The 24,428-nt window shown below is 69.7% G+C and carries 19 protein-coding genes; 10 read left to right on the forward strand and 9 right to left on the reverse strand.

The genetic code is table 11. The features are described from left to right. Positions 1-27: 27 nt before the first annotated feature. The 3 genes from V5F66_RS01015 to V5F66_RS01025 form a co-directional block, all read right to left on the reverse strand. On the reverse strand, positions 28-3,174 hold the full coding sequence (locus V5F66_RS01015; RefSeq protein WP_394093019.1) for an efflux RND transporter permease subunit: 3,147 nt from the start codon (positions 3,172-3,174) through the stop codon (positions 28-30). Continuing rightward, positions 3,174-4,406, reverse strand: coding sequence for an efflux RND transporter periplasmic adaptor subunit (locus V5F66_RS01020; RefSeq protein ID WP_394006366.1), 1,233 nt, complete (start codon positions 4,404-4,406; stop codon positions 3,174-3,176). Before V5F66_RS01020 ends, V5F66_RS01015 begins: the two co-directional genes overlap by 1 nt. 110 nt (positions 4,407-4,516) lie before the next feature. Then, the gene (locus V5F66_RS01025; protein ID WP_394006367.1) at positions 4,517-5,185 is read right to left on the reverse strand and encodes a TetR/AcrR family transcriptional regulator; all 669 of its coding nucleotides are present in this window, start codon (positions 5,183-5,185) and stop codon (positions 4,517-4,519) included. Between the two features lie 279 nt (positions 5,186-5,464). Here V5F66_RS01025 and V5F66_RS01030 point away from each other — a divergent pair, with 279 nt between their 5' ends. Together V5F66_RS01030 and V5F66_RS01035 are read left to right on the forward strand one after the other, a co-directional pair. Then, positions 5,465-5,917 (forward strand): DUF3574 domain-containing protein, encoded by a 453-nt coding sequence (locus tag V5F66_RS01030; protein ID WP_394093020.1) that lies wholly within the window; start codon positions 5,465-5,467, stop codon positions 5,915-5,917. Positions 5,918-6,004: 87 nt separating this feature from the next. Continuing rightward, complete coding sequence (locus V5F66_RS01035) at positions 6,005-6,718, forward strand: sulfate transporter family protein (protein ID WP_012113172.1); 714 nt, start codon at positions 6,005-6,007, stop codon at positions 6,716-6,718. 58 nt (positions 6,719-6,776) lie between these two features. On the opposite strand, the gene V5F66_RS01040 is transcribed toward V5F66_RS01035, so the two are convergent. From V5F66_RS01040 to tsaD, 5 genes are all read right to left on the reverse strand, one after another. Beyond that, complete coding sequence (locus V5F66_RS01040; RefSeq protein ID WP_041575209.1) at positions 6,777-8,135, reverse strand: ABC1 kinase family protein; 1,359 nt, start codon at positions 8,133-8,135, stop codon at positions 6,777-6,779. A gap of 191 nt (positions 8,136-8,326) precedes the next feature. Further along, positions 8,327-9,418 carry a hypothetical protein gene (locus V5F66_RS01045; RefSeq protein ID WP_394093021.1) on the reverse strand — a complete coding sequence of 364 codons (1,092 nt, stop codon included), beginning with the start codon at positions 9,416-9,418 and terminating at the stop codon, positions 8,327-8,329. An 81-nt stretch (positions 9,419-9,499) separates the two neighbouring features. Then, positions 9,500-10,429: a histone deacetylase family protein gene (locus tag V5F66_RS01050; protein ID WP_041575211.1), complete on the reverse strand. Its 930-nt coding sequence runs from the start codon at positions 10,427-10,429 to the stop codon at positions 9,500-9,502. A gap of 173 nt (positions 10,430-10,602) precedes the next feature. Further along, a complete protein-coding gene (locus V5F66_RS01055; RefSeq protein WP_012113176.1) occupies positions 10,603-11,598 on the reverse strand; it encodes an NAD(P)H-dependent glycerol-3-phosphate dehydrogenase in 996 nt (331 codons plus the stop codon). Between the two features lie 6 nt (positions 11,599-11,604). Continuing rightward, positions 11,605-12,675, reverse strand: coding sequence for a tRNA (adenosine(37)-N6)-threonylcarbamoyltransferase complex transferase subunit TsaD (tsaD, locus tag V5F66_RS01060; RefSeq protein ID WP_012113177.1), 1,071 nt, complete (start codon positions 12,673-12,675; stop codon positions 11,605-11,607). Between the two features lie 106 nt (positions 12,676-12,781). On the opposite strand from tsaD, the gene hemC reads away from it, so the two are divergent. The 6 genes from hemC (at position 12,782) to glsA (ending at position 21,248) form a co-directional block, all read left to right on the forward strand. Beyond that, positions 12,782-13,735 (forward strand): hydroxymethylbilane synthase, encoded by a 954-nt coding sequence (gene hemC / locus V5F66_RS01065; RefSeq protein WP_394093022.1) that lies wholly within the window; start codon positions 12,782-12,784, stop codon positions 13,733-13,735. Between the two features lie 237 nt (positions 13,736-13,972). Next, positions 13,973-14,671 carry a uroporphyrinogen-III synthase gene (locus V5F66_RS01070; protein WP_394050305.1) on the forward strand — a complete coding sequence of 233 codons (699 nt, stop codon included), beginning with the start codon at positions 13,973-13,975 and terminating at the stop codon, positions 14,669-14,671. A gap of 111 nt (positions 14,672-14,782) precedes the next feature. Next, positions 14,783-16,438 carry a hypothetical protein gene (locus V5F66_RS01075; RefSeq protein ID WP_394093023.1) on the forward strand — a complete coding sequence of 552 codons (1,656 nt, stop codon included), beginning with the start codon at positions 14,783-14,785 and terminating at the stop codon, positions 16,436-16,438. Then, complete coding sequence (locus V5F66_RS01080) at positions 16,435-18,138, forward strand: heme biosynthesis protein HemY (RefSeq protein WP_394006381.1); 1,704 nt, start codon at positions 16,435-16,437, stop codon at positions 18,136-18,138. Before V5F66_RS01075 ends, V5F66_RS01080 begins: the two co-directional genes overlap by 4 nt. Before the next feature lie 180 nt (positions 18,139-18,318). Then, positions 18,319-20,124: a translation elongation factor 4 gene (lepA, locus tag V5F66_RS01085; protein ID WP_012113182.1), complete on the forward strand. Its 1,806-nt coding sequence runs from the start codon at positions 18,319-18,321 to the stop codon at positions 20,122-20,124. A 128-nt stretch (positions 20,125-20,252) separates the two neighbouring features. Further along, the gene (gene glsA / locus V5F66_RS01090; RefSeq protein ID WP_394006383.1) at positions 20,253-21,248 is read left to right on the forward strand and encodes a glutaminase A; all 996 of its coding nucleotides are present in this window, start codon (positions 20,253-20,255) and stop codon (positions 21,246-21,248) included. Between the two features lie 82 nt (positions 21,249-21,330). Here the strand turns inward: glsA and V5F66_RS01095 are convergent, their stop codons facing one another. Next, on the reverse strand, positions 21,331-21,831 hold the full coding sequence (locus V5F66_RS01095) for a hypothetical protein (protein WP_012113184.1): 501 nt from the start codon (positions 21,829-21,831) through the stop codon (positions 21,331-21,333). 342 nt (positions 21,832-22,173) lie between these two features. Between V5F66_RS01095 and groES the strand changes: the two genes are divergently transcribed. Both groES and groL read left to right on the forward strand, forming a co-directional pair. After that, positions 22,174-22,464 carry a co-chaperone GroES gene (gene groES, locus V5F66_RS01100; RefSeq protein ID WP_012113185.1) on the forward strand — a complete coding sequence of 97 codons (291 nt, stop codon included), beginning with the start codon at positions 22,174-22,176 and terminating at the stop codon, positions 22,462-22,464. A 106-nt stretch (positions 22,465-22,570) separates the two neighbouring features. Beyond that, positions 22,571-24,217: a chaperonin GroEL gene (gene groL, locus V5F66_RS01105; protein WP_394093024.1), complete on the forward strand. Its 1,647-nt coding sequence runs from the start codon at positions 22,571-22,573 to the stop codon at positions 24,215-24,217. Positions 24,218-24,428: the final 211 nt, after the last annotated feature.

Raw genomic sequence — 24,428 nt, forward strand, 5'->3', positions numbered from 1 at the left:
CGCCCCGCTTGACTCATGTGTCCGGGATCATTCCGCGGCGCGGGGCAGGCCGGGGCGCGCGTGGGGCGGCGTTCCCGCGTGGTGGTCGCCCGGTTCGTCCTTGGCGCCGATGAAACGGCCGAAGATGCGGCCGAGGAAGTGGCTCAGGTCGTCCATCACCGAGAACACCGCCGGCACGAACACCAGCGACAGCACGGTCGAGGTGATGAGGCCGCCGATGACTGCGATGGCCATGGGCGCGCGGAAGGCGCCGCCTTCGCCCAGCGCCATGGCCGAGGGCACCATGCCCGCCACCATGGCGATGGTGGTCATGACGATGGGCTGCGCCCGCTTGCGCCCCGCCTCGATCAGGGCGGTGGTGCGCTCCACTCCCTGGTGCATGGCCTCGATGGCGAAGTCCACCAGCAGGATGGCGTTCTTGGTCACGATGCCCATGAGCATCAGGAAGCCGATGATCACCGGCATGGACACCGAATTGCCGGTGATCAGCAGGGCGATAAAGGCGCCGCCCACGCTGAGCGGCAGCGACACCAGGATGGTGATGGGCTGGAGCAAATCGTGGAACAGCAGCACCAGCACCGCCAGCACCAGCATGAGGCCGGCGGCCATGGCCATGGCGAAGCCGGTGTTCACCTCTTCCATGATCTCGGCGTCGCCCGCCTCCTTCAGGGTCACGCCGGCGGGCAGGCGCTGGGCCGTGGGCAGGGCCTTCACATGGGCGAGGGCGTCGCCCAGCGGGGTCTCGCCCACAAGGTCGGCCTCCACCGCGATGCGTCGGGCGCGGTCGTAGCGGTCGAGCGCGGTGGGGCCCTTGCCGAAGCGCACGTCCGCCACCGCCGAGAGCGGCACCGCGCCGCCGGCGGCGGTGGGCACCTTCAGGGCGTCGAAGGTGGCAAGGCTGGTGCGGGCCTTCTCGTCGAGCTGCACGCGGATGTCGATCTGCCGGTCCTTGGCCGAGAACTTGGCGAGGTTGGCGGAGATGTCGCCGATGGTGGCGATGCGCACGGTCTCGGCGATGGTGTCCACCGAGACCCCCAGCTCCGCCGCCTCGTCGAGCTTGGGCACGATGCGGATTTCCGGCCGGTCCAGCGCCGCCGAGGAGACCACGTTGGCCAGTTCCGGAACGTGGGTGCGGATGTCCTTTTCGAGCGCGATGGCGGCATCCTCCACCGCCGCCCCGTCATTGCCGGAGAGCACCACCTGGAAGCCGCGCTGGGTGTTCTGCCCGTTCTGGCTCCAGGAGAAGCGCGCGTCGGGAATGGCGGCGAGCGTGCGCGAGAATGCGGTCTCGAACGCCTTCTGGTCCATGTCGCGCTCGGCGCGCGGCTTCAGGTTGATGACGATCTGCGCCTTGCGCACCTCGCCGGCAGTGAGCGACAGGCCGCCCGAGCCGCCGGAGCCGGCGGTGGCATAGACGCTCCTCACCTCCGGCAGCTTCAGCAGGGTGCGGGTGATGTCGTCGGACACCTTCTGGGTCTCGGCCAGCGTGGTGCCGGGCGGCAGCTCCACCGAGAGCAGGGCGCGGGAGATGTCGTTGGTGGGCAGGAAGCCGGACGGCAGCAGCGTCGAGAGGAAGATGGTGCCGATGAAGATGGCGATGCCCATGCCGATGGTGGCGAAGCGGTGCCGCACCGACCACGACAACAGGCGCACATAGCCCCGCATCACCTTCCCGTCACCGGTCTCCCGGTGGCCGGTGTCGCGCAGGAAATAGGCCGCCACCAGCGGCGTGATAAGCCGCGCCACTGCCAGCGAGAACAGCACCGCGATGGCCACCGTCAGGCCGAACTGCTTGAAATACTGCCCGGCGATGCCGCCCATGAAGGACACCGGCGCGAACACGGCGGCGATGGTGAGGGTGGTGGCCACCACCGCGAGCCCGATCTCGTCCGCCGCCTCGATGGCCGCGCGATAGGGCGATTTGCCCATGCGCATGTGGCGCACGATGTTCTCGATCTCCACGATGGCGTCGTCCACCAGGATGCCGGTAACCAGCGTGATGGCGAGCAGGCTCACCGCGTTCAGCGAGAAGCCCAGCATGTCCATGACCCAGAAGGTGGGCAGGATGGACAGGGGGATGGCGAGCGCCGTGATCAGCGTCGCCCGCACGTCGCGCAGGAACAGGAACACCACGATCACCGCGAGGATGGCGCCCTCGATCAGCGTGTGCATGGCCGACTGGTAGTCCGACTTGGTGAAGCGGACCGTGGTGTCGATCTCGGTGATGGTGATGCCCGGATTGGCGGCCTTGAGCTTTGCGAGGTCCTCATTCACCCGGTCGTAGACGGTGACATCGGAGAAGCCCTTGGCGCGGTAGACGCCGAAGGCCACCACGCTCTTGCCGTCGAGGCGCGCGAACACCCGCTGCTCGGCGGCGCCGTCGATCACCTGTCCCAGGTCGCCGAGGCGCACGAAGCGCCCGTTGGAGAGCACGATGCGGGTCTCAGCGAGGCCTTCCATGGTGGTGGCACCGGCGAGCGTGCGGATGGACTGCTCCTGCGTGCCCACCTCGCCGCGCCCGCCGGACACGTCGAGATTGGTGGCGCGCAATTGCCGGCTCACCTCGGCGGCGGTGATGCCCAGCGCCATCAGCCGGTCGGGGTCGAGGGCGATGCGGATCTCCCGGTCGACGCCGCCCTGCCGCTTCACCTGCGCCACCCCGCGCACGCCCTGCAGCGCGCGGGCGATGGTGTCGTCCACGAACCAGGAGAGTTCCTCCGTCGTCATGTCGGGGGAGGACACCGCATAGGTGACGATGGGCAGGCCCTCGATATCTACCCGCTGCACCTGCGGCTCGTCGATGGAGCGCGGCAGGTCCTGGCGGATCTTGGTGACCGCGTCGCGGGTGTCGTTCACCGCGCGGTCCACCAGCGTCTCCAGATGGAATTCCACCGTGGTGATGCTGGCACCCTCCGAGATGGAGGAGGTGATGTGCTTGACCCCGGCGACCCCGGCGATGGCGTTTTCCACCTTCTTGGTCACCTGGGTTTCCAGCTCGCTCGGCGCCGCGCCGGACTGGGTGACCGTGACCATGACGATGGGCACGTCGATGTTCGGCATCTGCGTCACCGGCAGGCCGCGGAAGTGCACGATGCCCAGCACCACCAGGATGAAGAAGAAGACGAGAGAGGGGACCGGCTTGCGGATCGCCCAGGCGGAGACGTTGACGGCCATCAGCGTGCCTCGCCCAGGGAGAGCGGCTGGGTGACCGGGGTTACCCGGTCGCCGTCGCGCAGGAAGCTGCCGGCGCGCGCCACCACGGCGTCGTCGGCGCCAAGCCCGCTGGCGACAAGGATGCGCCCGCTCTTCTTGAGGCCGGCCACGATGCGCCGCACGCCGATGATGCCGTCGGTGACGGTCAGCACATAGGCCCCGTCGGCATCGAACATGACGGCGGACTGGGGCACGGTGAGCCCCTTCACCTCGCCGAGGTTGATGACGGCGCGGCCATAGGCGCCCGATTTCAGGCGCGGGTCGTCGGGCAGGGCGATCTTCACCGTGCCGAGCCGCGAGGCGCGGTCCACCTCGGCGGAGACGAGGCGCACCTTGCCGTCCAGCGGTGCATCAAAGCCGGCGGGCTGCACCTGCGCAATGAGGCCGTCCTTCATGCGCGGCATGGCGCTTTCGGGCACGTCCGCCTGAAGGTCCATGGCGCCGTCCTCGGCGATGCGGAACAGGGGCGCGGCGCGGGTGGAGAGGGCGATGGCGCCGAGCCGCGCTTCCCGCGACAGGATGAGGCCGGCGGCAGGGGCGCGCACATCGGTGCGCTTCATCTTCACCTCCAGCTCGTCGCGTTGTGCCTTCACGAAGACCGCTTCCGCCTCGGCGGCGATCAGGGTCTCGCGGGCGGCGGCGACCTGGGCGGTGGCCACCTTCACGGCGCGCTCACGCTCGTCCAGCTGCTCCTGGGAGGAGGTGCCGGTCTTGCGCAGCTGCCGGGTGCGCTCCACTGCCGCGGTGGCCTCGGTCTCCTGGGCGATGACCTGGTCCAGGGCGGCACGCTGCTGGGCGATGGCGGCGCGGGCCTTGGCGGCGGAGGCGGTGTTCTGGGCCAGCTGGGTCTCCAGCACCTCGCGGGAGAGGCGGGCCAGCACCTGGCCCTTCTCCACCTTGTCGCCGGCTTCCACCAGGATCTCCATGAGGCGGTAGCCCTCGATCTCCGGGCCCACCTCGATCTCCTCGCGCGGCTTCAGGGTGCCGGTGACGAGGAGGGTGTCGGTCATGGTGTCGGGCCTGGGCTTCACCACCGTCACCGACAGCGCGGGCGGCGCCTTGGGCGCCGGGCTTTCGGCGGCCTTGGCCGGCTCCGCCGCCAGGACGCCGCCGCCGGGCGCCGCCGCGGCGCAGGCGAGGAGAACGGCCGCCGCCAACGCGGCGCGGGTCGCAGGACGGACGGTGGCGGACATGATGAGGGAAGCCTCTTTCCGGATCGGGGCGGGACCGTGGGGCGAGACCACGGCATTAACGTGACGGAAGGCGGCTGCGGCACCGCTTGCGAGGGGCTGTGGCATTGCGGTCACGCTTTAGCCTCCGCCGGCACCGGGGCATCGGGCGCGAGCATGCGCTTGACCAGCTGCGCGAACGCCGGCAGCCGCTCGGCAAGCCGCCACTGGGGATGCAGCTGATGGTGGAGCAGCACCCCATCGCCGATGATCTGGAGCAGCAGAACCACCGTGTCGAGATCCAGCGCCGGGTCGACCTCCCCCTGGGCCACCGCATTGGCGAGGGCCGCCTTCAGCTGGACGCGGCTCTCCTCCTCGTGGGGCTCCACGGCGGCGCGCAGGTCCGCGTTGCGGATGGCCTCTGCCATGACCTCGGGGCCGAGACGGGCCGTGGCGAGGCAGCCTTCCTCCATCATCGCGGCGGTGCAGTCGGTCAGGGCGTCGAGCACGGACGGCGCCTTGGAGACGGCGTCAAAGAAGGCGAGCCGCTCCGACCGTTCCCCCTCCGCAATAGCGGCGATGAGGGATTCCTTGGAGGGGAAATAGCGATAGAGCGCGCCCGGGCTCATGCCTGCCTCGGCGCAGATCTTCTGCATGGAGGCACCGTGGAACCCGTCGCGGGAGAAGCAGGCCACGGCGGCATCGAGGATGCGCTGGCGCTGCTCCGAGCGGTGGTCGGCCCGGCTCGCGGGCTTGGCGTTTGGCAGCGATGTGGCCTGGGCGGGCGCCGTGGAAGAGGTCATGGGCAGGGGTCCATCGGCAAACGCGCGCCGGAAGAAATGAGAGCGAATGTTCGTTCGCATTATCACGCTGCACTGCGGCGAGCAAGAGTGAACGTTCGTTCGCGTCCCGGCTGTCGTGAGATCGTGATGGATCAAGCGGGACCGAGGGGGGACCGTCACCGTGCCTGCGGCGACCGCCGCCGGGAGCTGCGCCGGGCTTTTTTCGCTGCTGCCGGGTTGCAAGCCGCAGAGGCGTCGGTTGAATCGGGAGGCGAATCCTCCACCCCATCCGGAGTGTCCATGCCGCGATCGCCCTTCGCCTTTCTGGCCGTCGCCGTGCTGGCTGTGGTTCTTGCCAGCCCGGCGGTGGTGCCGGCCCGTGCCGAGCAGGCAGCCCCCGTGATCCTCGCGCCCGGCTTCTCCGCCGATCTGGTGGAGACCAAGCTGCTGTTCGGCCTTGCCAGCGCCGATGGCAGCGGCGTCAGCGAGCAGGAATGGTCGCGCTTCCTCGCCGAGGAGGTGACGCCGCGCTTTCCCGATGGCCTCACCGTCATCGCCGCCTATGGCCAGGTGAAGGGCGAGGCCCACGGCACGGCGCAGGTGGTGCAGGAGAACATGCGGCTCGTCCTCATCTACCATCCCGACACGCCCGAGGCGGCCGCGCGCCTCGCCGAGATCCGGCGCCTGTATTCGGAGCGCTTCCACCAATGGGGCGTGCTGCAGGTGACCAACCGGGTGAAGGTCACCCTGTGAGCGCGCCGGGCCGACTTCGTTCCGCAGGGCCTTGAGCCGCTGCGGCCGGCACCTTACTTCTCGCTTGGTTCAAACCCGGACGGTGCCATGCTCGCTTCTGCCCTGGAAGCCTTTCGCCAGACCTTCTCGCCGCTGCTGCGCGGCATGCTCTTGAAGTCCATGGCGCTGGCGGCGCTGCTGCTGGTGGTCCTCGCCATCGCTCTGGAGGCGGCGCTCACCCATTTCGTGCACGTGCCGTCCTATCCCTGGGTGGAGACCACCCTTGCCATCATCGCGGGCTTCGGCCTCGTCTTCGGCATCATCTACCTGATGCCGGCGGTGTCCTCGCTGGTGGCGGGCCTGTTCCTGGACGACGTGGCCGAGCGGGTGGAGAAGGCGAGCTATCCCATGGATCCGCCGGGCCAGCCCCAGCCGGTGCTGCGCTCCCTGTTCTATTCGCTGCGCTTCTTCGGCGTGGTGCTGGCGGTGAACCTTGCGGCCCTGCTGCTGCTGCTGGTGCCAGGGGTAAACGTCATCATCTTCTACGTGGCCAACGCCTATCTCATCAGCCGGGAATATTTCGAGCTGGCGGCCATGCGCTATCGCACCCCGGAAGAGGCGCGGCGGTTGCGGCAGGCCCATGGGGTGCAGGTTTTCGTGGCCGGGCTCTTGATCGCGCCGATCCTCTTCGTGCCGATCCTGAACCTCATCCTGCCGGTGTTCGGCACCGCCTTCATGGTGCATTTCCACCGCCGCATCGCCCCGCTCCCGCTGCTGCGCGACCGCGACGGCGCGCTGGTGATCGAGGGGCGGGCACTGTAGATTTTTTCGTGCTGCGTTTTCTTCACGCGAACCGGTACCCACTTCGCTCGAAAACGCTTCAAAGCCCCGCCGCCCTCAGCGCGTCCGACTGGCGCGTGGCCACCTCTTCGGCGGAGAAGTCGCCCATGGCGGCCTCGAACAGGCGGTGGAAGTTCAGTTCCGCCTTGAGGTGCAGGAAAACGGCGCCGAGGCCCACGGCGGCGCGGTCCATGAACACGAACTCGCGCGGCACCGTCACCGGCCCCAGCTCCTTCAGGGCCTTGTGCACGGTGAAAGCTTCCCTGCGGCCGTACTGGCCCGGCGCCACCCCGTCGGCGATGGAGCGTACCCGGTCGTCCATGAGGGGGCCGTAGATGAAGCGCGCCCAGATGTTCAGCACGTCGATCAGCTCGCGCTTCAGACCCTTGAAGCCCCAGGTCTCGTAGGCATGCACCACGCGGGCCTCGTCACCCGCGATCAGGCCGCGATAAAGCTCCACCACCCCGGCCACGAAGCGCGGCGGGAAGATGCGCACGCAGCCGTAGTCCAGCAGGTTGATGCCGGCCGGGCGGCCAGCCTCGGAGAACACGGTGTAATTGCCCAGGTGCGGATCGCCGTGGATCACCCCGAACCGGCTGAACGGCAGCCACCAGGCGGCGAACATGGCCTCGGCCAGCTGGTTGCGTTCCTCCAGCGGATGGTCGGTGAAGCCGAGGATCTTCTCGCCCTCCAGCCATTGCAGGGTCAACAGGCGGCCGGTGGAGAGGTCGTCGCGCACGCGGGGCACGCGCACCCGGCTCTCGTCCGCGAGCATGAAGGCGTAGAGGGCGGCGTGGCGGGCCTCGCGGCGATAGTCCAGCTCCTCGCGCACCCGCTCGCCGATTTCGGTGGCGATCTCGCGGGTGTCGATGGCCCCGTCCATGCGGCGCTGGATGGAGAACAGGATGTCGAGCTGGGAGAGGTCCGCCTCCACCGCCGCCTGCATGTCGGGATACTGGAGCTTGCAGGCCACGTCCTCGCCATCCAGCGTCACCGCCCTGTGCACCTGCCCGAGAGAGGCGGCGGCGGCCGGCTGGTGGGAGAAGGACGCGAACCGTGTCTCCCAGTCGCGGCCCAGCTCCGCCATCATGCGCCGGCGCACGAAGGCCCAGCCCATGGGCGGGGCATCGCTCTGCAGCTTCTGCAGCTCGGCGGCATATTCGGGGGGCAGGGCGTCGGGAATGGTGGCCATCAGCTGCGCCACCTTCATCAACGGCCCTTTCAGCCCGCCCAGCGCGGCGGTGAGGGCGGCGGCGTTGGAGCTGTTGCGGTCGAGGCCCATGAGCCGTGTGCCGGCGATGCGCGCCGCGACGCCCCCCACATTGGCGCCGACGCGGGCATAGCGCGCGGCGCGGGCGGAAAAGCGGTTGCGTTCGTCGTCGGCGATCTTGTCGGACATGGGGGGCTCGGAAATGGGGGCCCGGCGTGTTGCGCGTGCCGGCTTACTACGCACAGGCGGCCCGGTCGGATCGAGAGGTGAGGGCGAGGAGGGTGGGGCGCAAAAGCGGCGTCAGCGCGTCCACGCGAAACACGGTGGCGTCATCGCCTGCGTCATAGTTGCCGACCTCGGGGGGGGCATGGCGGGATGGGTCAGGGCGCGTGCGGGCGGAAGCCCACCGCGCCGGCGTCGGCGTCGAAGAGATAGTCAAAGGCGTTCAGCGCCCGCACTGTGGTGTTGACGAAGATGGGCCGCCGCCCGCGTCCCACCAGCATCGCCGCCTGAGGCACCACCGGATCACTCGCGTCACCCACCGTGAAGGCGTAGGCGGGCGCGGTGGCGCCGGGGCCGGGGGAGACGGCGAGGCGTGTCCCGTTCGCCACCACGGGCGCACCGCGCGCCGAGCGGATCGCGAGGCCGTCGGTCTGGGCCAGCGGGAGCGACAGGAACATGGTGGTGACCCCCGTATCCATCAGCAGCGTGCCGCAGGCGGCGGGGGTGCGGCCGGCGAGGGAGAGGCAGACGGGCGTTGCCGCCCAGTCACCGGTTTGCGGGTCGGCGGTGAGCTTCACCTGCGAAAAGCCCTGTGCGTCGCCGGCTGAAAGGCCCACCGTCACCGACTGCCGGCGTACCACATAGCCGCGCCCGAGGGCGCCGGGCTGGCCGGGCGTGCCCATGCCCGGCAGGTTGAGGAAGGGGTTGCGGTCCGGCGTCGCGCCGGGCTGGTGATCGCGGCTGCGGGCAAAGCCGATGCCGAGCATGGCCACGCGGCGCGGCGCCTCCTGCGGGCGGCAGGAGCGGGCGCGCTTCAGGCAATCGATGCGGGTGACGGCGAGCACGCGGATCGGGCGGGTGGTGAGGCTGGTGCCGTCCGCGCCGGTCAGGGTCACCGGCGTCTCCACATAGACCCCGCGCATGATGCGGCCGGAGGAGGAATAGGTCAGTTCCCCCGGCCCGAGCTGCGGGAGCGCCTCGAACCCGGCGATGGAGGTGGCGGACACCACCACGCCGGTGGAGCCCGTGTCCATCACCGCCCGGTGGATTTCGCCGCCCACCGACAGGCCCAGGGTGGGCGGGCGGCGGATCGGCGCTCCGTCAGGCGGTGCGTTGAGGTAGGGCAGGGTGAGGCCCTGCTGCGCCGCCGCCCCTCCCGCCGCAAGGGCGGGGAGCAGGAGAGCGGCAAGCACGCGAGCGGCAAGCAAGACGGCGGCAAGGAACGCGGCGGGAGAGCGGACGCGGTTCACGGCAACAGCTCCTCGGATCGCGACGGCCGGTGTCTTTCCGCCGCGAAGATCGCTTCGGCGGGCGGCCCGCCGAAGCCCCCCTCAGCCGTGCATAAGCGCGCAGACGTGCGCGGCGGCGGAGGAGGCGAGGCCTTCCAGATCGTAGCCGCCTTCCAGCACCGACACGACACGCCCCTGGCAGGTGGCGTCGGCCACTTCCATCAGCCGGCGGGTGACCCAGCCGAAGTCGGTGTCCACCAGGCGCAGCGAGGCCAGCGGATCGCGGATATGGGCGTCGAAGCCGGCCGAGATCAGGATCAGGTCCGGCGAGAAGGCGGAGATGCGCGGCAGGATGCGCGTTTCCATGGCCTCCTTGAACACCGCTCCGTCGTCGCCCGAGCGCAGCGGGGCGTTGACGATGGTGTTGGCGTCCCCGGTCTCGCTCACGGCGCCGGTGCCGGGATAGAGCGGCATCTCGTGGGTGGAGCAGTAGAGCACGCTGTCGTCGGCCCAGAAGATGTCCTGGGTGCCGTTGCCGTGGTGCACGTCGAAATCCACGATGGCGACCCGGCCGAGGCCGAATTTCGCCTGGGCGTGGCGGGCGGCGATGGCCACCTGGTTGAGCAGGCAGAAGCCCATGGGCTTGCGGGTCTCGCAATGGTGGCCCGGCGGGCGCATGGCGACGAAGGCGTTCTGCACCTTGCCTTCCAGCACCTCGTCCACCGCGTAGCAGGCGCCGCCCACCGCGCGCAGGGCCGCTTCCCAGCTGCCGGGGGACAGCACCGTATCCGAATCGATGCGCACCAGCCCGTCCTTAGGCGAAGCCTCGCCCATGGCATCGACGAAGTCGCCGGGATGGACGCGGATGATGTCCTCGCGCGCGCCGAGGGGGGCGAGGTCGCGGATGAGGTGGGTGAACTTCTCCTGCTCGAAGATACGGTCGAGGGCGCGCAACCGGTCCGGCCGCTCGGGATGTCCGGGCGGGGTCACATGGTTGAGGCCGGCAGGATGGGTAACAAGCAGCGTGTGCATGAGCCTTGGCGTCTCCCTGAGCCGTGCGCCCTGGCCGTGCATCTTGGCCTTGGCTTGGTTTCCGGCGTTTTCGCCTGTTGTCCTTGACATACCATATTCCAGCGCTTGGGGCAGGGTGTTGCGCCGGATCAAGAAGCGGTTTCGACCAAAGGCGCGGGTGCTCCGCGCGGGATTCAACCTTCTGCCCGCTGGGGGCGGGCCATGAGCGCCTCGATGGCGCCGTCGATGGACAGGCGGCCCTGCAGCACCCCGTCCACCGCCGCGCTCACCGGCACGTCCACGTCCTTGGCGCGGGCCATCTCCACCAGCACGGAGGCGGTGAAGGCGCCTTCCGCCAGCTTGTCGCCGGTGGCCGCGCCGGCTCCCAACGCCTGGCCGAAGGCAAAGTTGCGCGATTGCGGGCCGGACGTGGTGAGGATGAGATCGCCGAGGCCGGAGAGGCCGGTGATGGTCTCCGCCTTCGCCCCATAGGCGCGGCCGAAGCGCATCAGCTCGGCAAAGCCCCGCGCCACCAGCGCCGCCGCAGCGCTCGCCCCGAGCCGGCGGCCGGACACGATGCCGGCGGCGATGGCCAGCACGTTCTTGGTGGCGCCGCCGATCTCCGCCCCGCGCACATCGGCGGAATGGTAGAGCCTGAGCGTGGACGAGCCGAGCGCCGCGGCCAGCTCCATCGCCAGCTGCTCGTCATGGGCGGCGAGGGTGACGGCGGTGGGCAGGCCGGCGGCGACATCGGTGGCGAAGCTGGGGCCGGAGAGCACGGCCGGGCGCGCGCCGGGCATGGCCTCGCCGATCACCTCGCTCATGAAGGCGCGGGTGCCGCGCTCGATGCCCTTGGCGCAGGAGATCACCGGCAGGCCGTCGCGGGCGAGTGGGGCAAGGCGCGCCAGCGCCGTCCGGCAGGCCTGCGCCGGCACCACCAGCAGCAGGGCGTCGGTTGCGGCCACGGCGGCGAGATCCGCGGTGGGGGTGACGGCGGGATCGAGCGCGATGCCCGGAAGGTCCGGCCGGTTCTCGCGCAATTGCGCCATCTCGGCCATGGCGGCGGCGTCGCGGCCCCACAGCACCACCTCGCGGCCGCCCTGGCGACCGGCGCGGGCGGCGGCATTGGCGAGCGCGGTGCCCCACGCGCCCGCACCCATGACGCCGATGCGCCGGTAAGCAGCAGCCATCGTGCGTCAGGCCCGGGCGTTGGCGGAGGCGGCGGCCGAGGGGTCCAGCGGCCAGCGGGCGCGGGGGCTGAAATCGAGCCGGTCGCGCATGCCGCGCGACAGCCGCTCGGCCCCGGCCCAGGCGATCATGGCGCCATTGTCGGTGCACAGCTCCGGCGACGGCATGGCGAAGCGGGTGTTCAGCTCGGCGGCCACCTTGGCCAGTGTCTCGCGGATCATGCCATTGGCGGCGACCCCGCCGGCCACCACCAAAGCGGTGGGGCCACGGCCCAGCCGGTCGCGGAAGGCGCGGGCGCCGGCACGTACCCGATCGGCAATCAGGTCCACCACCGCCGCCTGGAAGCTGGCGCACAGGTCCGCCACGTCGTCGTCGGAGAGCGGGGCAAGGCGGTCCGCTTCAAGCCGCACGGCGGTCTTGAGGCCGGAGAGGGAAAAGTCCGGCTCGCGCCGGCCCAGCATGGGGCGGGGAAAGGCGAAGCGGCCGGCATAACCGAGCCTGGCCTGTGCCTCCACCTGCGGCCCGCCGGGATAGGGCAGGCTGAGCATCTTCGCCACCTTGTCGAAGGCCTCGCCCACGGCATCGTCCAGCGTGGTGCCGAGGCGGGTGTAGCGGCCCACGTCCTCCACCGCGAGAAGCTGGGTGTGGCCGCCGGAGACCAGCAGCAGCAGATAGGGGAAGGCGACGCCGTCGGTGAGGCGCGCGGTCAGCGCGTGGGCTTCCAGATGGTTCACCGCCACCAGCGGCTTCTTGGCGGCCAGCGCGATGGCCTTGGCGGTGGTGAGGCCGACGATGACCCCGCCGATGAGCCCCGGCCCGGCCGCCGCCGCGATGCCCGACAGCTCGGAATAATCCGCATTGGCCTGGCGCATGGCCTCGGCGATGACGTGGTCGAGGATCTCCACATGGGCGCGCGCCGCGATCTCCGGCACCACGCCGCCATAGGGCGAGTGGATCTCCACCTGCGAGCGGATCACGTTGGAGCGGATGTCGGACGCCCCCGAAGGCGAGCGCGCCACCACCGCCGCCGATGTCTCGTCGCACGTGGTCTCGATGCCGAGCACCAGAAGATCGGCCACGCCCTCACCCTCCCCGATCCGTTCTTGCACGGTAATCCGATATGGCACCGCTGCGCCCGAACGCCGCTCTATCCCATTTCGATTCCGTCGCGCATTGTACGCCGCCATGAGTGAGAATACGAAATCCGTTTACCATTCCGTCCACCCCCGTTTGCGCATCGGCACCCGTGGCAGCCCGCTGGCCCTGTGGCAGGCCCATGCGGTGCAGGCCGCGCTCGCTGTTGCGCTGGGGGTCGAGAAGGAGGCCATCGCCGTCGAGGTCATCAAGACCTCCGGCGACCAGATCCAGGATCGGGCGCTGTCCGAGGCGGGGGGCAAGGGCCTCTTCACCAAGGAGATCGAGGAGGCGCTGCTGGACGGCCGCATCGACCTCGCCGTCCATTCCGCCAAGGACGTGGCGACGGTGCTGCCCGATGGCCTGCATCTGGCCGGCTACCTGCCGCGCGCCGACGTGCGCGATGCCCTGATTCTCAAGTCCGGCGCCGCGCTGGCCGACCTGCCGGCGGGCGCGAAGGTGGGCACCGCCTCGCTGCGGCGGGAGGCGCAGTTGCGCCGCATCCGTCCGGATCTGAAGGTGGAGCTGCTGCGCGGCAACGTCCACACCCGCCTCGCCAAGGTGAAGGACGGGGATTTCGACGCCACATTGCTGGCGCTTGCCGGCCTCACCCGCCTCGGCATGGCGCAGGCGGCAAGCTGCGTGCTGGCGACCGATGATTTCCTGCCCGCCGTGGGGCAGGGGGCGGTGGCCATCGAGTGCCGCATCGCCGATCCCGATACCAATGCCGCCATCGCCGCCATCGCCTGCCGCGACACCGGCGTCGCGCTGGAGGCGGAGCGGGCGTTCCTGGCCGCGCTGGACGGCTCGTGCCGCACCCCCATCGCCGGCCTCGCCACGGTGGAGGGGGAGAGCGTGCACCTGCGCGGCCTCGTCCTGTCACCGGACGGCAGCGATGCCGCCGAGATCGCCGAACTGGCGCCCATCGCCGACGCCGCCCGGCTCGGCGCGGAATGTGGGGGGCGCCTGCGCACCAGCGCACCGGCGCGGGCGCTGGGGCTTTAGGGGGAGGGCACGGGAGACTTATGGTGCTCGCAGGTGAAGCGGGTTGATTGGGCCGGGACCGGCGCAGAACCCTCTCCCGCCCGAGGAGGGGAGAGGGGGGCGCCAGCCCGAAGAGGTGGACGACGCGGGCGTAAGTGAAAGCCCGGTTCCGGGCGCGGACTAAATTTCTTTGAGCGCCCCCACATTTTGACGACGGTTCTTTTCGAGCCCGGACACGTTTTTTTTGCAGAGGCCGCCATGCATATTCTCGTCACCCGTCCGGAGCCTGCCGCCTCCCAGACCGCCGAGCGCCTGCGCACCCTCGGCCACGCGGTGACGGTGGACCCCATGCTGCGCATCGCCCCCACCGCGCCGACCCTGCCGGACGGGCCGTTCGATGCGGTGGCCTTCACCTCCATCAACGGCGTGAAAGCGTTTGCACAGCATCCGCAGGGGCCGGATTTCTTCCACCTGCCGGCCTTCGCCGTGGGCCCGCGCACCTCGAAGGAAGCGCGCGCCATCGGTTTTGCGAACGTCACCGACTGCGACGGCGACGCCTCGGCCCTCGCCGGGCGTATCGCGGGGGCGCTGCCAGCCGGGGCAAGGGTGCTGAATCCGGCGGGCGAGGACCGGGCGGCGGATCTTCAGGCGCTGCTGGCGGCGCCGGGCATCACGCTGGAACTCGCCATCGTCTATGCCGCCCAGCCGGCCGATGCTCTCTCGGAGGAGGCGCATGCGGCGTTGGCCAGCGGAACCGTGACGGCAGCTTTGCACTTGTCCCAGCGTACGGTGAAGACCCTGCTCGCATGTGTCGCCGCCGCCGGTCTTAACGATCGGTTGATCGAAGTGCGCCAACTGTGCCTGTCGGAGCAGGTGGCCGAGCCGTTGGTGAAGGCGGGACTGAAGGTGGAAGTGGCCACGGCGCCCAACGAGGACGCGCTTCTCGCCCTGCTGTGATGGCCTGTGACATGACCTCGCGTAGCGGGGCTGTTGCGGTGCGACGCGGGGCGGTTTATCCGGAACCGGTACAGCGGATCCGAACTCACGATGGAGGCACGAGAGACGCCTATGGCGAGCGACGATCCGAAGGCGGAGGGCTTCGCGTCCCGCCCGTCCCGCACCCCGCCCACGCTGGACCTGAAGGCCGAGGAGGTCGCGACCGCCTCGGGCGCGCCCGGTGCGACCCCAGCCAGCGATACTGGCGCAAAGAATATTCCGGCCCCGGGTACCGGCGCGCCGCAGCCGGGCACTGACCCGAAGGCCGCAGGGACCGCCGGCAAGCCGGCCGACACTAAACCGGTGGAAGCCAAACCCGTCGAAGCCAGGCCGGCTCCGTCCATGCCGGTGGAGCCCAAAGCGGCTGACCCTAAGCCCTCCACCACCCCATCGACCGGGCCGAAGCTGTCGGATGCCAAGCCGTCCGACGCCAAGCCGTCCGACACCAAGGCGGCGGGATCGAAGCCGGGCGAGGCCGCCGCCTCCGACGAATCGGCGCCCGCCGCTGCTGCCAAGGCCTCCACTCCCGTTCCGCCCGCACCTGCTCCGGCCCGTTCGGGCAATGGCGGGGCGGTGTTTGCCGGCCTGATCGCCGGCATCGTCGGCGGTGGCGCCGTGGCCGGTGGCCTGTGGTATGCGCTTCCGCAATTCTTTCCGGCGCCCGCTCCCGTGGTGGAGCCAGCCCCGGTGGTGAACCTGACGCCGCTGCAGAACCGCATCGCCGCCATCGAGGCCCGCCCGGCCTTCGATCCGCGCGCCATCGCCGCCTTGTCCGAGCGGCTGGAGCGCAGCGAGGCGACCCTGAAATCGCTTGAAGCCACGGTGGCGGCGCTGAAGTCCACGCCGGCCCCGACCAGCGCAGCCGCACCGTCTCCGACTCAGGCTCAGGCCCCGGCAGCCGCGGTGCCGCCGGCCCTGTTGAAAACGGTGGATGACCTGAAGGCGAGCAGCGAGGCGACGCGGGACGCGCTCGCCACCGCCCGCCGCGACATCGAGGCCCTGCGCACGGTGGAGAGCAACCTCCATACGGCGGTGGCCGCCGCTACCGCCGGTGCCCAGCAGGCCGGCGCCCAGGCCCAGGCGCAGGTTCAGGCCCTTGCGCAGTCCCTCACCCCCAAGGTGGAGGCTGTCGGCCCGCGCCTTGATGCGCTGAAGGCGCAGATCGAGGAGGCGACTGCCGCCGCCACCGCCTTCAACCGCGCCGCCGCCGGCCTCGTGGTGCTCTCCACCTTCCGCGATGCGGTGGTCTCCGGCCGCCCCTTCGCGGCCGAGCTTGCCGCCGCCCGCACCACGCTGGGGCCGGCCGCCGGCCAGCTCGATCCGTTCGCCCCCGCTGCGGCGACGGGCTATGCGGCGCCGGCAAAGCTCGCCGCCACGCTGGCACAGCAGGGCGCCGCCGCCATCGCCGCCGAGCGCCCCGCGCCCGCGCCGGTGGATTCGTCCGCCTCGCTGGTGGACCGGCTGCTGTCCTCGGCCGAGAGCCTGGTGAAGGTGCGCCCGGTCACGGGTCCCGGCTCGGTGGACCTGGAAGGCCTGATTGCCACCGCCGTCAGCCAGGTGAAGGCCGGCCAGCTGGATGATGCCCTCATCACGCTCAAGAAGCTGCCGGATCCGGTGCAGGCCCGCCTTGCCGTGATCCGCGAGATCGAGGCGCGCACCGCTGCGGTGCGTGTCGCCGGGACGCTCTACCAGCAGCAGCTCGCCGCCATTTCGAGGAAGGTGCCGTGATCCGCCTCGTCCTATTCCTGCTCCTGCTCGTCGCCATCACCTTCGGCGTCTCCTGGCTGGCCGACCGGCCGGGCGAGGTGACGGTGGTGTGGGAAGGCGTCGCCTATGGCACCACGGTGCCCGTGGCGCTGGCGGTGATCGCCGTCGTCGCCGGCCTCATCCTGATCCTGTGGCGCATCCTCTCCCTGCTGGTGCGCTCGCCCAAGATCATCGCCGCCTTCTCCCGCCGTCGCCGGCGCGAGAAGGGCTGGAACGCGGTGACGCGCGGCCTGCTCGCGGTGGGCATCGGCGACAATGCCGCCGTGCGCCAGGCCCGGCACGATGCCGCCCGGCTTCTGCCCCATGAGCCGCTGACCCACCTGCTCACCGCCCAGGCGGCGCAGCTGGATGGCAAGCACGAGGTGGCGGTCGCCGCCTTCCGCGCCATGGTGGACAAGCCCGAGACCCGCCTGCTTGGCCTGCGCGGCCTCCACATGGAGGCGCGCAAGGCGGGGGACAAGGTGGCCGCCTACGCCATCGCCGAGGAAGCCGCTTCCGCCGCGCCGACGCTGGGCTGGGCGGCGGATGCCGTGATCGAGGCGCGCTGCGCCGCCGGCGATTATGCCGGCGCGCGGGGCGTGCTGGAGCGCCAGATGGCGCTCAAGGGCATCGACAAGGCACAGTACCGCCGCCGCAAGGCGGTGCTGCTGGCCGCCGAAGCCATCGCGCTGGAGCATTCCGATCCGCTGGTCGCGCGAGAGAAGGCGGTGGAGGCGGTGCGCCTCGCCCCCACCCTCGTGCCCGCCGCCGCCTGCGCCGGCCGCCTGCTGGGCGCCGCCGGCGAGCTGCGCAAGGCGGCCAAGGTGGTGGAGACCGCCTTCGCCACCAATCCCCATCCCGAGCTGGCGGACGTGGAGGCCTACCTGCGGCCCGGCGACGCGGCGCAGGATCGCCTGAAGCGCATCCGCACCCTCGTGAACCGGGCGCCCAGCCATCGCGAGAGCGCCATCGCGCTGTCGCGCGCCGCCATCGACGCGCATGAGTTCCGGCAGGCCCGCCTGGTGCTGGAGCCGCTGCTGGCCGAGCCGAGCCAGCGGGTCTGCCTGCTCATGGCCGAACTTGAAGCCGCCGAACATGCCGATATCGGCAAGGCCCGTGAATGGACCGCGCGTGCCGTGCGGGCCCATCGCGACCCGGCCTGGATCGCCGACGGCGTGGTGTCCGATGCCTGGGCGGCAGTGTCGCCGGTGTCCGGAAAGCTCGACGCCTTCGTGTGGGAGGTGCCCCCCGGCGTCTCCGCCACACCGATCCTCGAGCATGAGGCGGAGCGGGTGAAGGCGGCCATCGCCGCCGTCCGCGCCAGCGAGGAGGCCAAGGCCGCAGTTGCCGCCGCCGAAGCCGCTGCCCTTGTTGCCGCCGCCGAGGCGGAAGCCGCCGCGCTCACGCCCCCCAAGGAGGAGCCGAAGCCGGAGCCGGTCGTGGTGCCGGAGCCGGAACCGGCGGTGGTGGTCGCGCCGCCAGCTCCCGCAAAGCCTGCGCCTGCACCGGTTTCACCGGAGCCGACGCCGGCCCCGGCCGCAGCGGCGAACGGGAAGGGGAAGGCGTCGCGGCCCGCCCCCATCGTCGCCCTGCCGCCCCTGCCGGATGATCCCGGACCGGACGGGGAAACCCCGGACGAGCCGGAAACCCCCGGCAAGAAGCGCCGCTTGATGGGGCTTTGAGGGCCGCTTGTCCCGATCGCGTTGAGACGGGCGCGCGCATTCGCCAAACGGCGGCGGTGCGCGCCCCTGCGGGGATTGCCGGGGCGCAGGCCGCCCGGCGGGTCTCGCGCTATCCCTTCTCCTGCCCCGCGCCGGCCCTGCCGCCTTGTGGCGAACCCGCGCCGATGCTATGCGGCGCGGATGACCGCCAGCGCCCAGAAGAACATTCGCAACTTCTCCATCGTCGCCCACATCGATCATGGGAAATCGACCCTCGCCGACCGCCTGATCCAGATCACGGGCGGTCTCACCGAGCGGGAGATGACGGATCAGGTGCTCGACAGCATGGATATCGAGCGCGAGCGCGGCATCACCATCAAGGCCCAGACGGTGCGCCTGTCCTACAAGGCCAAGGACGGCGAGACTTACATCCTCAACCTCATCGACACCCCCGGGCACGTGGACTTCGCCTATGAGGTGAACCGGTCGCTCGCCGCCGTGGAGGGCTCGCTGCTGGTGGTGGATGCCTCCCAGGGCGTGGAGGCGCAGACCCTGGCCAACGTCTACCAGGCTATCGACAACAACCACGACATCGTCCCGGTCCTGAACAAGGTGGACCTGCCTGCCGCCGAGCCGGAGAAGGTGAAGGCGCAGATCGAGGACGTGATCGGCCTCGACGCCTCCGATGCCATCGGCATTTCCGCGAAGACCGGCCTCAATGTGGACCAGGTGCTGGAAGCCATCGTCACCCGCCTGCCGCCGCCCATGGGCGACCGCGCCGCGCCGCTGAAGGCGCTGCTGGTGGATTCTTGGTACGACACCTACCTCGGCGTGGTGGTGCTGGTGCGCATCATCGACGGCGTGCTGAAGAAGGGCCAGCGCATCAAGATGATGGGCTCGGGCGCTGTGAACGACGTGGATCGCGTGGGCGTGTTCACCCCCAAGATGGTGGCCATGGCCGAGCTTGGCCCCGGCGAGATCGGCTTCCTCACCGGCTCCATCAAGGAAGTGGCCGACACCCGCGTCGGCGACACCATCACCGAAGACAAGCGCCCCTGCGCCGACATGCTGCCGGGCTTCAAGCCGGCGCAGCCGGTGGTGTTCTGCGGCCTGTTTCCGGTGGATGCGGCGCAGTTCGAGGATCTGCGCGCCGCCATGGGCAAGCTGCGCCTCAACGACGCCAGCTTCTCCTACGAGATGGAAACCTCCGCCGCGCTGGGCTTCGGCTTCCGCTGCGGCTTCCTCGGGCTGCTGCATCTGGAGATCATCCAGGAGCGGCTGGAGCGCGAGTTCAACCTCGACCTCATCGCCACCGCGCCCTCGGTCATCTACGAGATCCAGATGACCGATGGTTCGGTCATCGACCTGCACAATCCGGCGGACATGCCGGACGTGGTGAAGATCGAGGAGATCCGCGAGCCCTGGATTCGCGCCACCATCCTCACGCCGGACGAGTATCTCGGCTCGGTGCTGAAGCTGTGCCAGGACCGGCGCGGCACCCAGATCGAGCTCACCTATGTGGGCGCGCGGGCCATGGTGACCTATGACCTGCCCCTCAACGAGGTGGTGTTCGATTTCTACGACCGGCTCAAATCCATCTCCAAGGGCTACGCCTCCTTCGACTACCAGATCACCGAGTACCGCGCCGGCGACCTGGTGAAGATGTCCATCCTGGTGAATTCGGAGCCGGTGGACGCCCTGTCCATGCTGGTCCACCGCGCGCGCGCCGATGCCCGCGGCCGGGTGATGTGCGAGAAGCTGAAGGACCTGATCCCCCAGCATCTGTTCAACATCCCGATCCAGGCCGCCATCGGCGCCAAGATCATTGCCCGCGAGACCATCAAGGCCCTGCGCAAGGACGTGACCGCCAAGTGCTACGGCGGCGACATCTCCCGCAAGCGCAAGCTTCTGGACAAGCAGAAGGAAGGCAAGAAGAAGATGCGCCAGTTCGGCAAGGTGGAGATCCCGCAGGAGGCCTTCATCGCCGCGCTGAAGATGGACGAATAGCGCGCGCGCACTGGTCCTGTGTTGGCCTGAACGCGGTCCCGCCGCGCCGCCGCCGGCCCGTCTCTTGCATGATATTCAGGCACAAGCCGAATCGGACCTGATCCGGCCGATCGGCGGGGCGGGAAGGAATGCCGGACGTGTCATCGATCCCGGAGAACGAGCGGGTGTACGGGCTCAAGGGTGTGCTGGAGCATAGCTTCGAGCGCACCCGCCACGACGCCTCAGGCGCGCTTGCCGATTACATTCCCGAACTCGCCAAGGCCGATCCCGACCGTTTCGGCATCGCAATGGCCTCGGTCTCCGGCGAGGTGGTGGGCGTGGGCGACGTGGATCTGCCCTTCACCATCCAGTCCATTTCCAAGGCGCTGGCCTATTGCCTGGCGCTGGAGGCGCTGGGCCGGGACAAGGTGCTCGCCCATGTGGGCGTCGAGCCGTCCGGCGATGCCTTCAACGCCATCGTCTTCGATGCGCTGTCCAACCGCCCCTTCAATCCCATGGTGAATGCCGGGGCCATCACCGTGTCCGGCCTTCTTTCGGAAGCGTTCGGGGCGGAGGCGTTCGAGGTGGTGCTGGATCGCTTCTCCGCCGCCGCCGGCCGCCGGCTGGTGATGGACGAGACCGTGTTCCGCTCCGAGGCGCTAACCGGCCACCGCAACCGCGGCATCGCCCATCTGCTGAAATGCGCGGGCGCGCTCGGCGCCGATGTGGACGACGCGGTCGACCTTTATTTCCGCCAGTGCTCCATCCTCGTCACCGCCACGGATCTTGCGGTGATGGGGGCGACGCTGGCCAATATCGGTGAAAATCCGCTCACCGGCAGCGCCGCGTTCGCGGTGGAGGCGGTGCGCAACACCCTGTCGGTGATGTTCACCTGCGGCATGTATGATTTTGCCGGCAACTGGGCCTTCGACGTGGGCGTGCCGGCGAAAAGCGGAGTGGGCGGCGGCATCCTCGGCGTGGTGAACCGCCAATTGGGCATCGGCACCTATTCGCCGCGCCTGGACGCCAAGGGCAATTCGGTGCGCGGCATCTCGGCCTTCCGCGACCTCGCCGAAGAGATGGGGCTGCACGTGTTCGACCCCACCAACCGCGGCTCGTCCCTGCTCAGCGCCTATCGGCGCTGAACCGGCTTTTGCGCTCCAGCGCGGCAGGGAAGGGCTGAAGGGGAAACGGCCGGCTCAAGGCCGGCCGGATCAGGCGTGCGGCTCAGGAGCAGCGCACGTAGACCATGGTGCCGTACCGGCGGGCGACCTCGGGGTCGAGCCACTTCAGCACCAGCACGTTGCCGTCGAAGCGCACCACCTGCCGGTCGCGCTCGCCGCCCGCCGGGTCATCGGGGGGGCCGATATAGGTTGGGCCGCCGGCCACCTGCTTCGACACCACTTCGGTCAGCTTGTTGTCGTCGGCGAGATACATCATGACGCCGCCATTGGTGCCGGCGGTGATGACATAGGGGTTGGAGCACTGGGCCCGCGCCTGGTTCTCTGTCCGGGTGGCGTCGTCGGGACGGTGATAGGCGGCCAGGCCCCAGCGGCCCACCAGGCGGTCGGGCGGGATCGGGCTGGTGAATTGCGGGCGGGCCGGGGGCGGCGGCTCAGTGGGGCCGCTCGCGCAGCCGGCGAGGGTCAGCGCCAGTCCGGTTATGGCAACGCCCAGCAGGCCGGCGCGCCGCGTGGCGCCCACATGCGACTTCGATCCCGCAAACATCTTCGTCATGTGATTTCCGAGGCCTCCCGCCGCCTGGGATCCGTTGTCCGATCGCCCGCCATACCAGCCGGTTGCACCGACCATACCGGCTGGCGCCGCCCGCGTCGATGCCGCCGCGCCCCGCGAATCGCGAAGGTTCGGCGCCAGTGTGCCGCAAAGCTAGACCATGTGGGTTACGGCTTTCCTAGCTGTCCTTTGGGGCAGCCGGTCGGATCTCATGCTGCAGCGCGCCTTGACGGGGCGGGGTGGCCCGCTTATCTCCGCTGCGAGCTTGGCACTCCACCTTGGAGAGTGCCAGAACCGGCGGGCCAGAGGCTCGCGTCCCTCGGAGAGGTAAAAACAATGTCCTTCCGTCCCCTGCACGACCGCGTCGTGGTCAAGCGCATCGAAGCCGAGCAGAAGACCGCCGGCGGCATCATCATCCCCGACACCGCCAAGGAAAAGCCCCAGGAGGGCGAGGTGATCGCGGTGGGCGCCGGTGCGCGCGACGAGGCCGGCAAGCTGGTTCCCCTCGACGTGAAGGCGGGCGACCGGGTGCTGTTCGGCAAGTGGTCCGGCACCGAAGTGAAGATCGACGGCCAGGACCTTCTCATCATGAAGGAGAGCGACATCCTCGGCGTCATCACCAAGTGAGTGGTGTTGCTGGTTGAGTGTCGCTGCCGCGTGCGGGTTTCGCCAAGTGATGCCAGGTGATGGCGGCCTGAACGCACCCCATAATCCCAGAATTTAGGAGGCCGTAATGGCTGCCAAAGACGTAAAGTTCTCCGGCGACGCTCGTGAAAAGCTGCTGCGCGGCGTCGACATCCTCGCCAACGCGGTGAAGGTCACCCTCGGCCCCAAGGGCCGCAACGTGGTGATCGAGAAGTCGTTCGGCGCCCCGCGCATCACCAAGGACGGCGTCACCGTCGCCAAGGAGATCGAGCTGGAAGACCGGTTCGAGAACCTCGGCGCCCAGCTGGTGCGTGAGGTCGCCTCCAAGACCAACGACCTCGCCGGCGACGGCACCACCACCGCCACCGTGCTGGCCCAGGCCATCGTGAAGGAGGGCGCCAAGTCGGTCGCCGCCGGCATGAACCCCATGGACCTGAAGCGCGGCATCGACCTCGCCGTGGCCGCCGCCATCGCCGACATCCGCGCCCGCGCCAAGAAGGTCTCCTCCTCCGCCGAAGTCGCGCAGGTCGGCACCATCTCCGCCAACGGCGATGCCTCCATCGGCGAGATGATCGCCGGCGCCATGCAGCGCGTGGGCAATGAAGGCGTCATCACCGTCGAGGAAGCCAAGACCGCCGAGACCGAGCTCGAAGTGGTCGAAGGCATGCAGTTCGACCGCGGCTATCTCTCTCCCTATTTCATCACCAATGCGGAGAAGATGATCGCCGATCTGGAAGAGCCCTATCTCCTCATCTTCGAGAAGAAGCTCTCCGGCCTGCAGCCGATCCTGCCCGTGCTCGAAGCCGTGGTGCAGACCGGCCGTCCGCTGGTCATCGTGGCCGAGGACGTGGAAGGCGAGGCGCTGGCCACCCTGGTGGTCAACAAGCTGCGTGGCGGCCTGAAGGTCGCGGCGGTGAAGGCTCCCGGCTTCGGTGATCGCCGCAAGGCCATGCTGGAGGATATCGCCATCCTCACCGGCGGCACGGTGATCTCGGAAGATCTCGGCATCAAGCTCGAGAACGTGACCATCGCCCAGCTCGGCCGCGCCAAGAAGGTGATTCTCGAGAAGGAGAAGACCACCATCGTGGACGGCGTCGGCGAGAAGGCCGACATCGAGGCCCGCGTGAACCAGATCAAGGCGCAGATCGAGGAAACCTCCTCGGACTACGACCGCGAGAAGCTCCAGGAGCGCCTGGCCAAGCTCGCGGGCGGCGTCGCGGTGATCCGCGTCGGCGGCTCCACGGAAGTGGAAGTCAAGGAGAAGAAGGACCGCGTGGACGACGCGCTGAACGCCACCCGCGCTGCGGTGGAAGAAGGCATCGTCCCCGGCGGCGGCGTGGCCCTGCTGCGCGCCAAGAAGGCGGTCGAGCTGGTGACTTCGGAGAACCCCGACATCACCGCCGGCATCAAGATCGTCCTGCGCGCCCTTGAGGCCCCCATCCGCCAGATCGCCGAGAATTCCGGCGTGGAAGGCTCCATCGTGGTGGGCAAGGTGCAGGAGTCCAACGATCCGAACTTTGGCTTCAATGCCCAGAGCGAGGAATATGTGGACATGATCGTCGCCGGCATCGTCGATCCGGCGAAGGTGGTGCGCACCGCCCTGCAGGACGCGGCCTCCATCGCCGCCCTGATCGTCACCACCGAAGCCCTCGTGGCCGAGCTGCCCAAGCGCGACAGCGGCATGCCCGCCATGCCCGGCGGCGGCATGGGTGGCATGGGCGGCATGGACTTCTGAGGAAGTCTGTTCGTCTCTAAGTGTGCGAGAGGGCGCGGCTTCGGCCGCGCCCTTTTCGTTTGGCTGGTCGGCTCGATCAGCTCGCTCTCGTGCCCCGGCCGACAGGGGTGAACCGCCGCCGCTTGAAAGTTTGCTTGGACGGGTGCTCCCGGCCCCCTCCGATGCTTCAGGACCGTCATGGCCGGGCCTGTCCCGGCCATCCACGCGGGAA

The sequence above is a fragment of the Xanthobacter versatilis genome (assembly GCF_043193975.1).
In the GTDB taxonomy this organism is placed as follows: domain Bacteria; phylum Pseudomonadota; class Alphaproteobacteria; order Rhizobiales; family Xanthobacteraceae; genus Xanthobacter; species Xanthobacter autotrophicus_E.

What these genes read in the sequence shown, in the direction of transcription:
- V5F66_RS01015 (WP_394093019.1), bottom strand. Translation starts at nt 3,174, where the DNA reads ATGGCCGTCAACGTCTCCGCCTGGGCGATCCGCAAGCCGGTCCCCTCT.
- V5F66_RS01020 (WP_394006366.1), bottom strand. Translation starts at nt 4,406, where the DNA reads ATGTCCGCCACCGTCCGTCCTGCGACCCGCGCCGCGTTGGCGGCGGCC.
- V5F66_RS01025 (WP_394006367.1), bottom strand. Translation starts at nt 5,185, where the DNA reads ATGACCTCTTCCACGGCGCCCGCCCAGGCCACATCGCTGCCAAACGCC.
- V5F66_RS01030 (WP_394093020.1), top strand. Translation starts at nt 5,465, where the DNA reads ATGCCGCGATCGCCCTTCGCCTTTCTGGCCGTCGCCGTGCTGGCTGTG.
- V5F66_RS01035 (WP_012113172.1), top strand. Translation starts at nt 6,005, where the DNA reads ATGCTCGCTTCTGCCCTGGAAGCCTTTCGCCAGACCTTCTCGCCGCTG.
- V5F66_RS01040 (WP_041575209.1), bottom strand. Translation starts at nt 8,135, where the DNA reads ATGTCCGACAAGATCGCCGACGACGAACGCAACCGCTTTTCCGCCCGC.
- V5F66_RS01050 (WP_041575211.1), bottom strand. Translation starts at nt 10,429, where the DNA reads ATGCACACGCTGCTTGTTACCCATCCTGCCGGCCTCAACCATGTGACC.
- V5F66_RS01055 (WP_012113176.1), bottom strand. Translation starts at nt 11,598, where the DNA reads ATGGCTGCTGCTTACCGGCGCATCGGCGTCATGGGTGCGGGCGCGTGG.
- hemC (WP_394093022.1), top strand. Translation starts at nt 12,782, where the DNA reads ATGAGTGAGAATACGAAATCCGTTTACCATTCCGTCCACCCCCGTTTG.
- V5F66_RS01070 (WP_394050305.1), top strand. Translation starts at nt 13,973, where the DNA reads ATGCATATTCTCGTCACCCGTCCGGAGCCTGCCGCCTCCCAGACCGCC.
- V5F66_RS01075 (WP_394093023.1), top strand. Translation starts at nt 14,783, where the DNA reads ATGGCGAGCGACGATCCGAAGGCGGAGGGCTTCGCGTCCCGCCCGTCC.
- lepA (WP_012113182.1), top strand. Translation starts at nt 18,319, where the DNA reads ATGACCGCCAGCGCCCAGAAGAACATTCGCAACTTCTCCATCGTCGCC.
- glsA (WP_394006383.1), top strand. Translation starts at nt 20,253, where the DNA reads ATGCCGGACGTGTCATCGATCCCGGAGAACGAGCGGGTGTACGGGCTC.
- V5F66_RS01095 (WP_012113184.1), bottom strand. Translation starts at nt 21,831, where the DNA reads ATGTTTGCGGGATCGAAGTCGCATGTGGGCGCCACGCGGCGCGCCGGC.
- groES (WP_012113185.1), top strand. Translation starts at nt 22,174, where the DNA reads ATGTCCTTCCGTCCCCTGCACGACCGCGTCGTGGTCAAGCGCATCGAA.
- groL (WP_394093024.1), top strand. Translation starts at nt 22,571, where the DNA reads ATGGCTGCCAAAGACGTAAAGTTCTCCGGCGACGCTCGTGAAAAGCTG.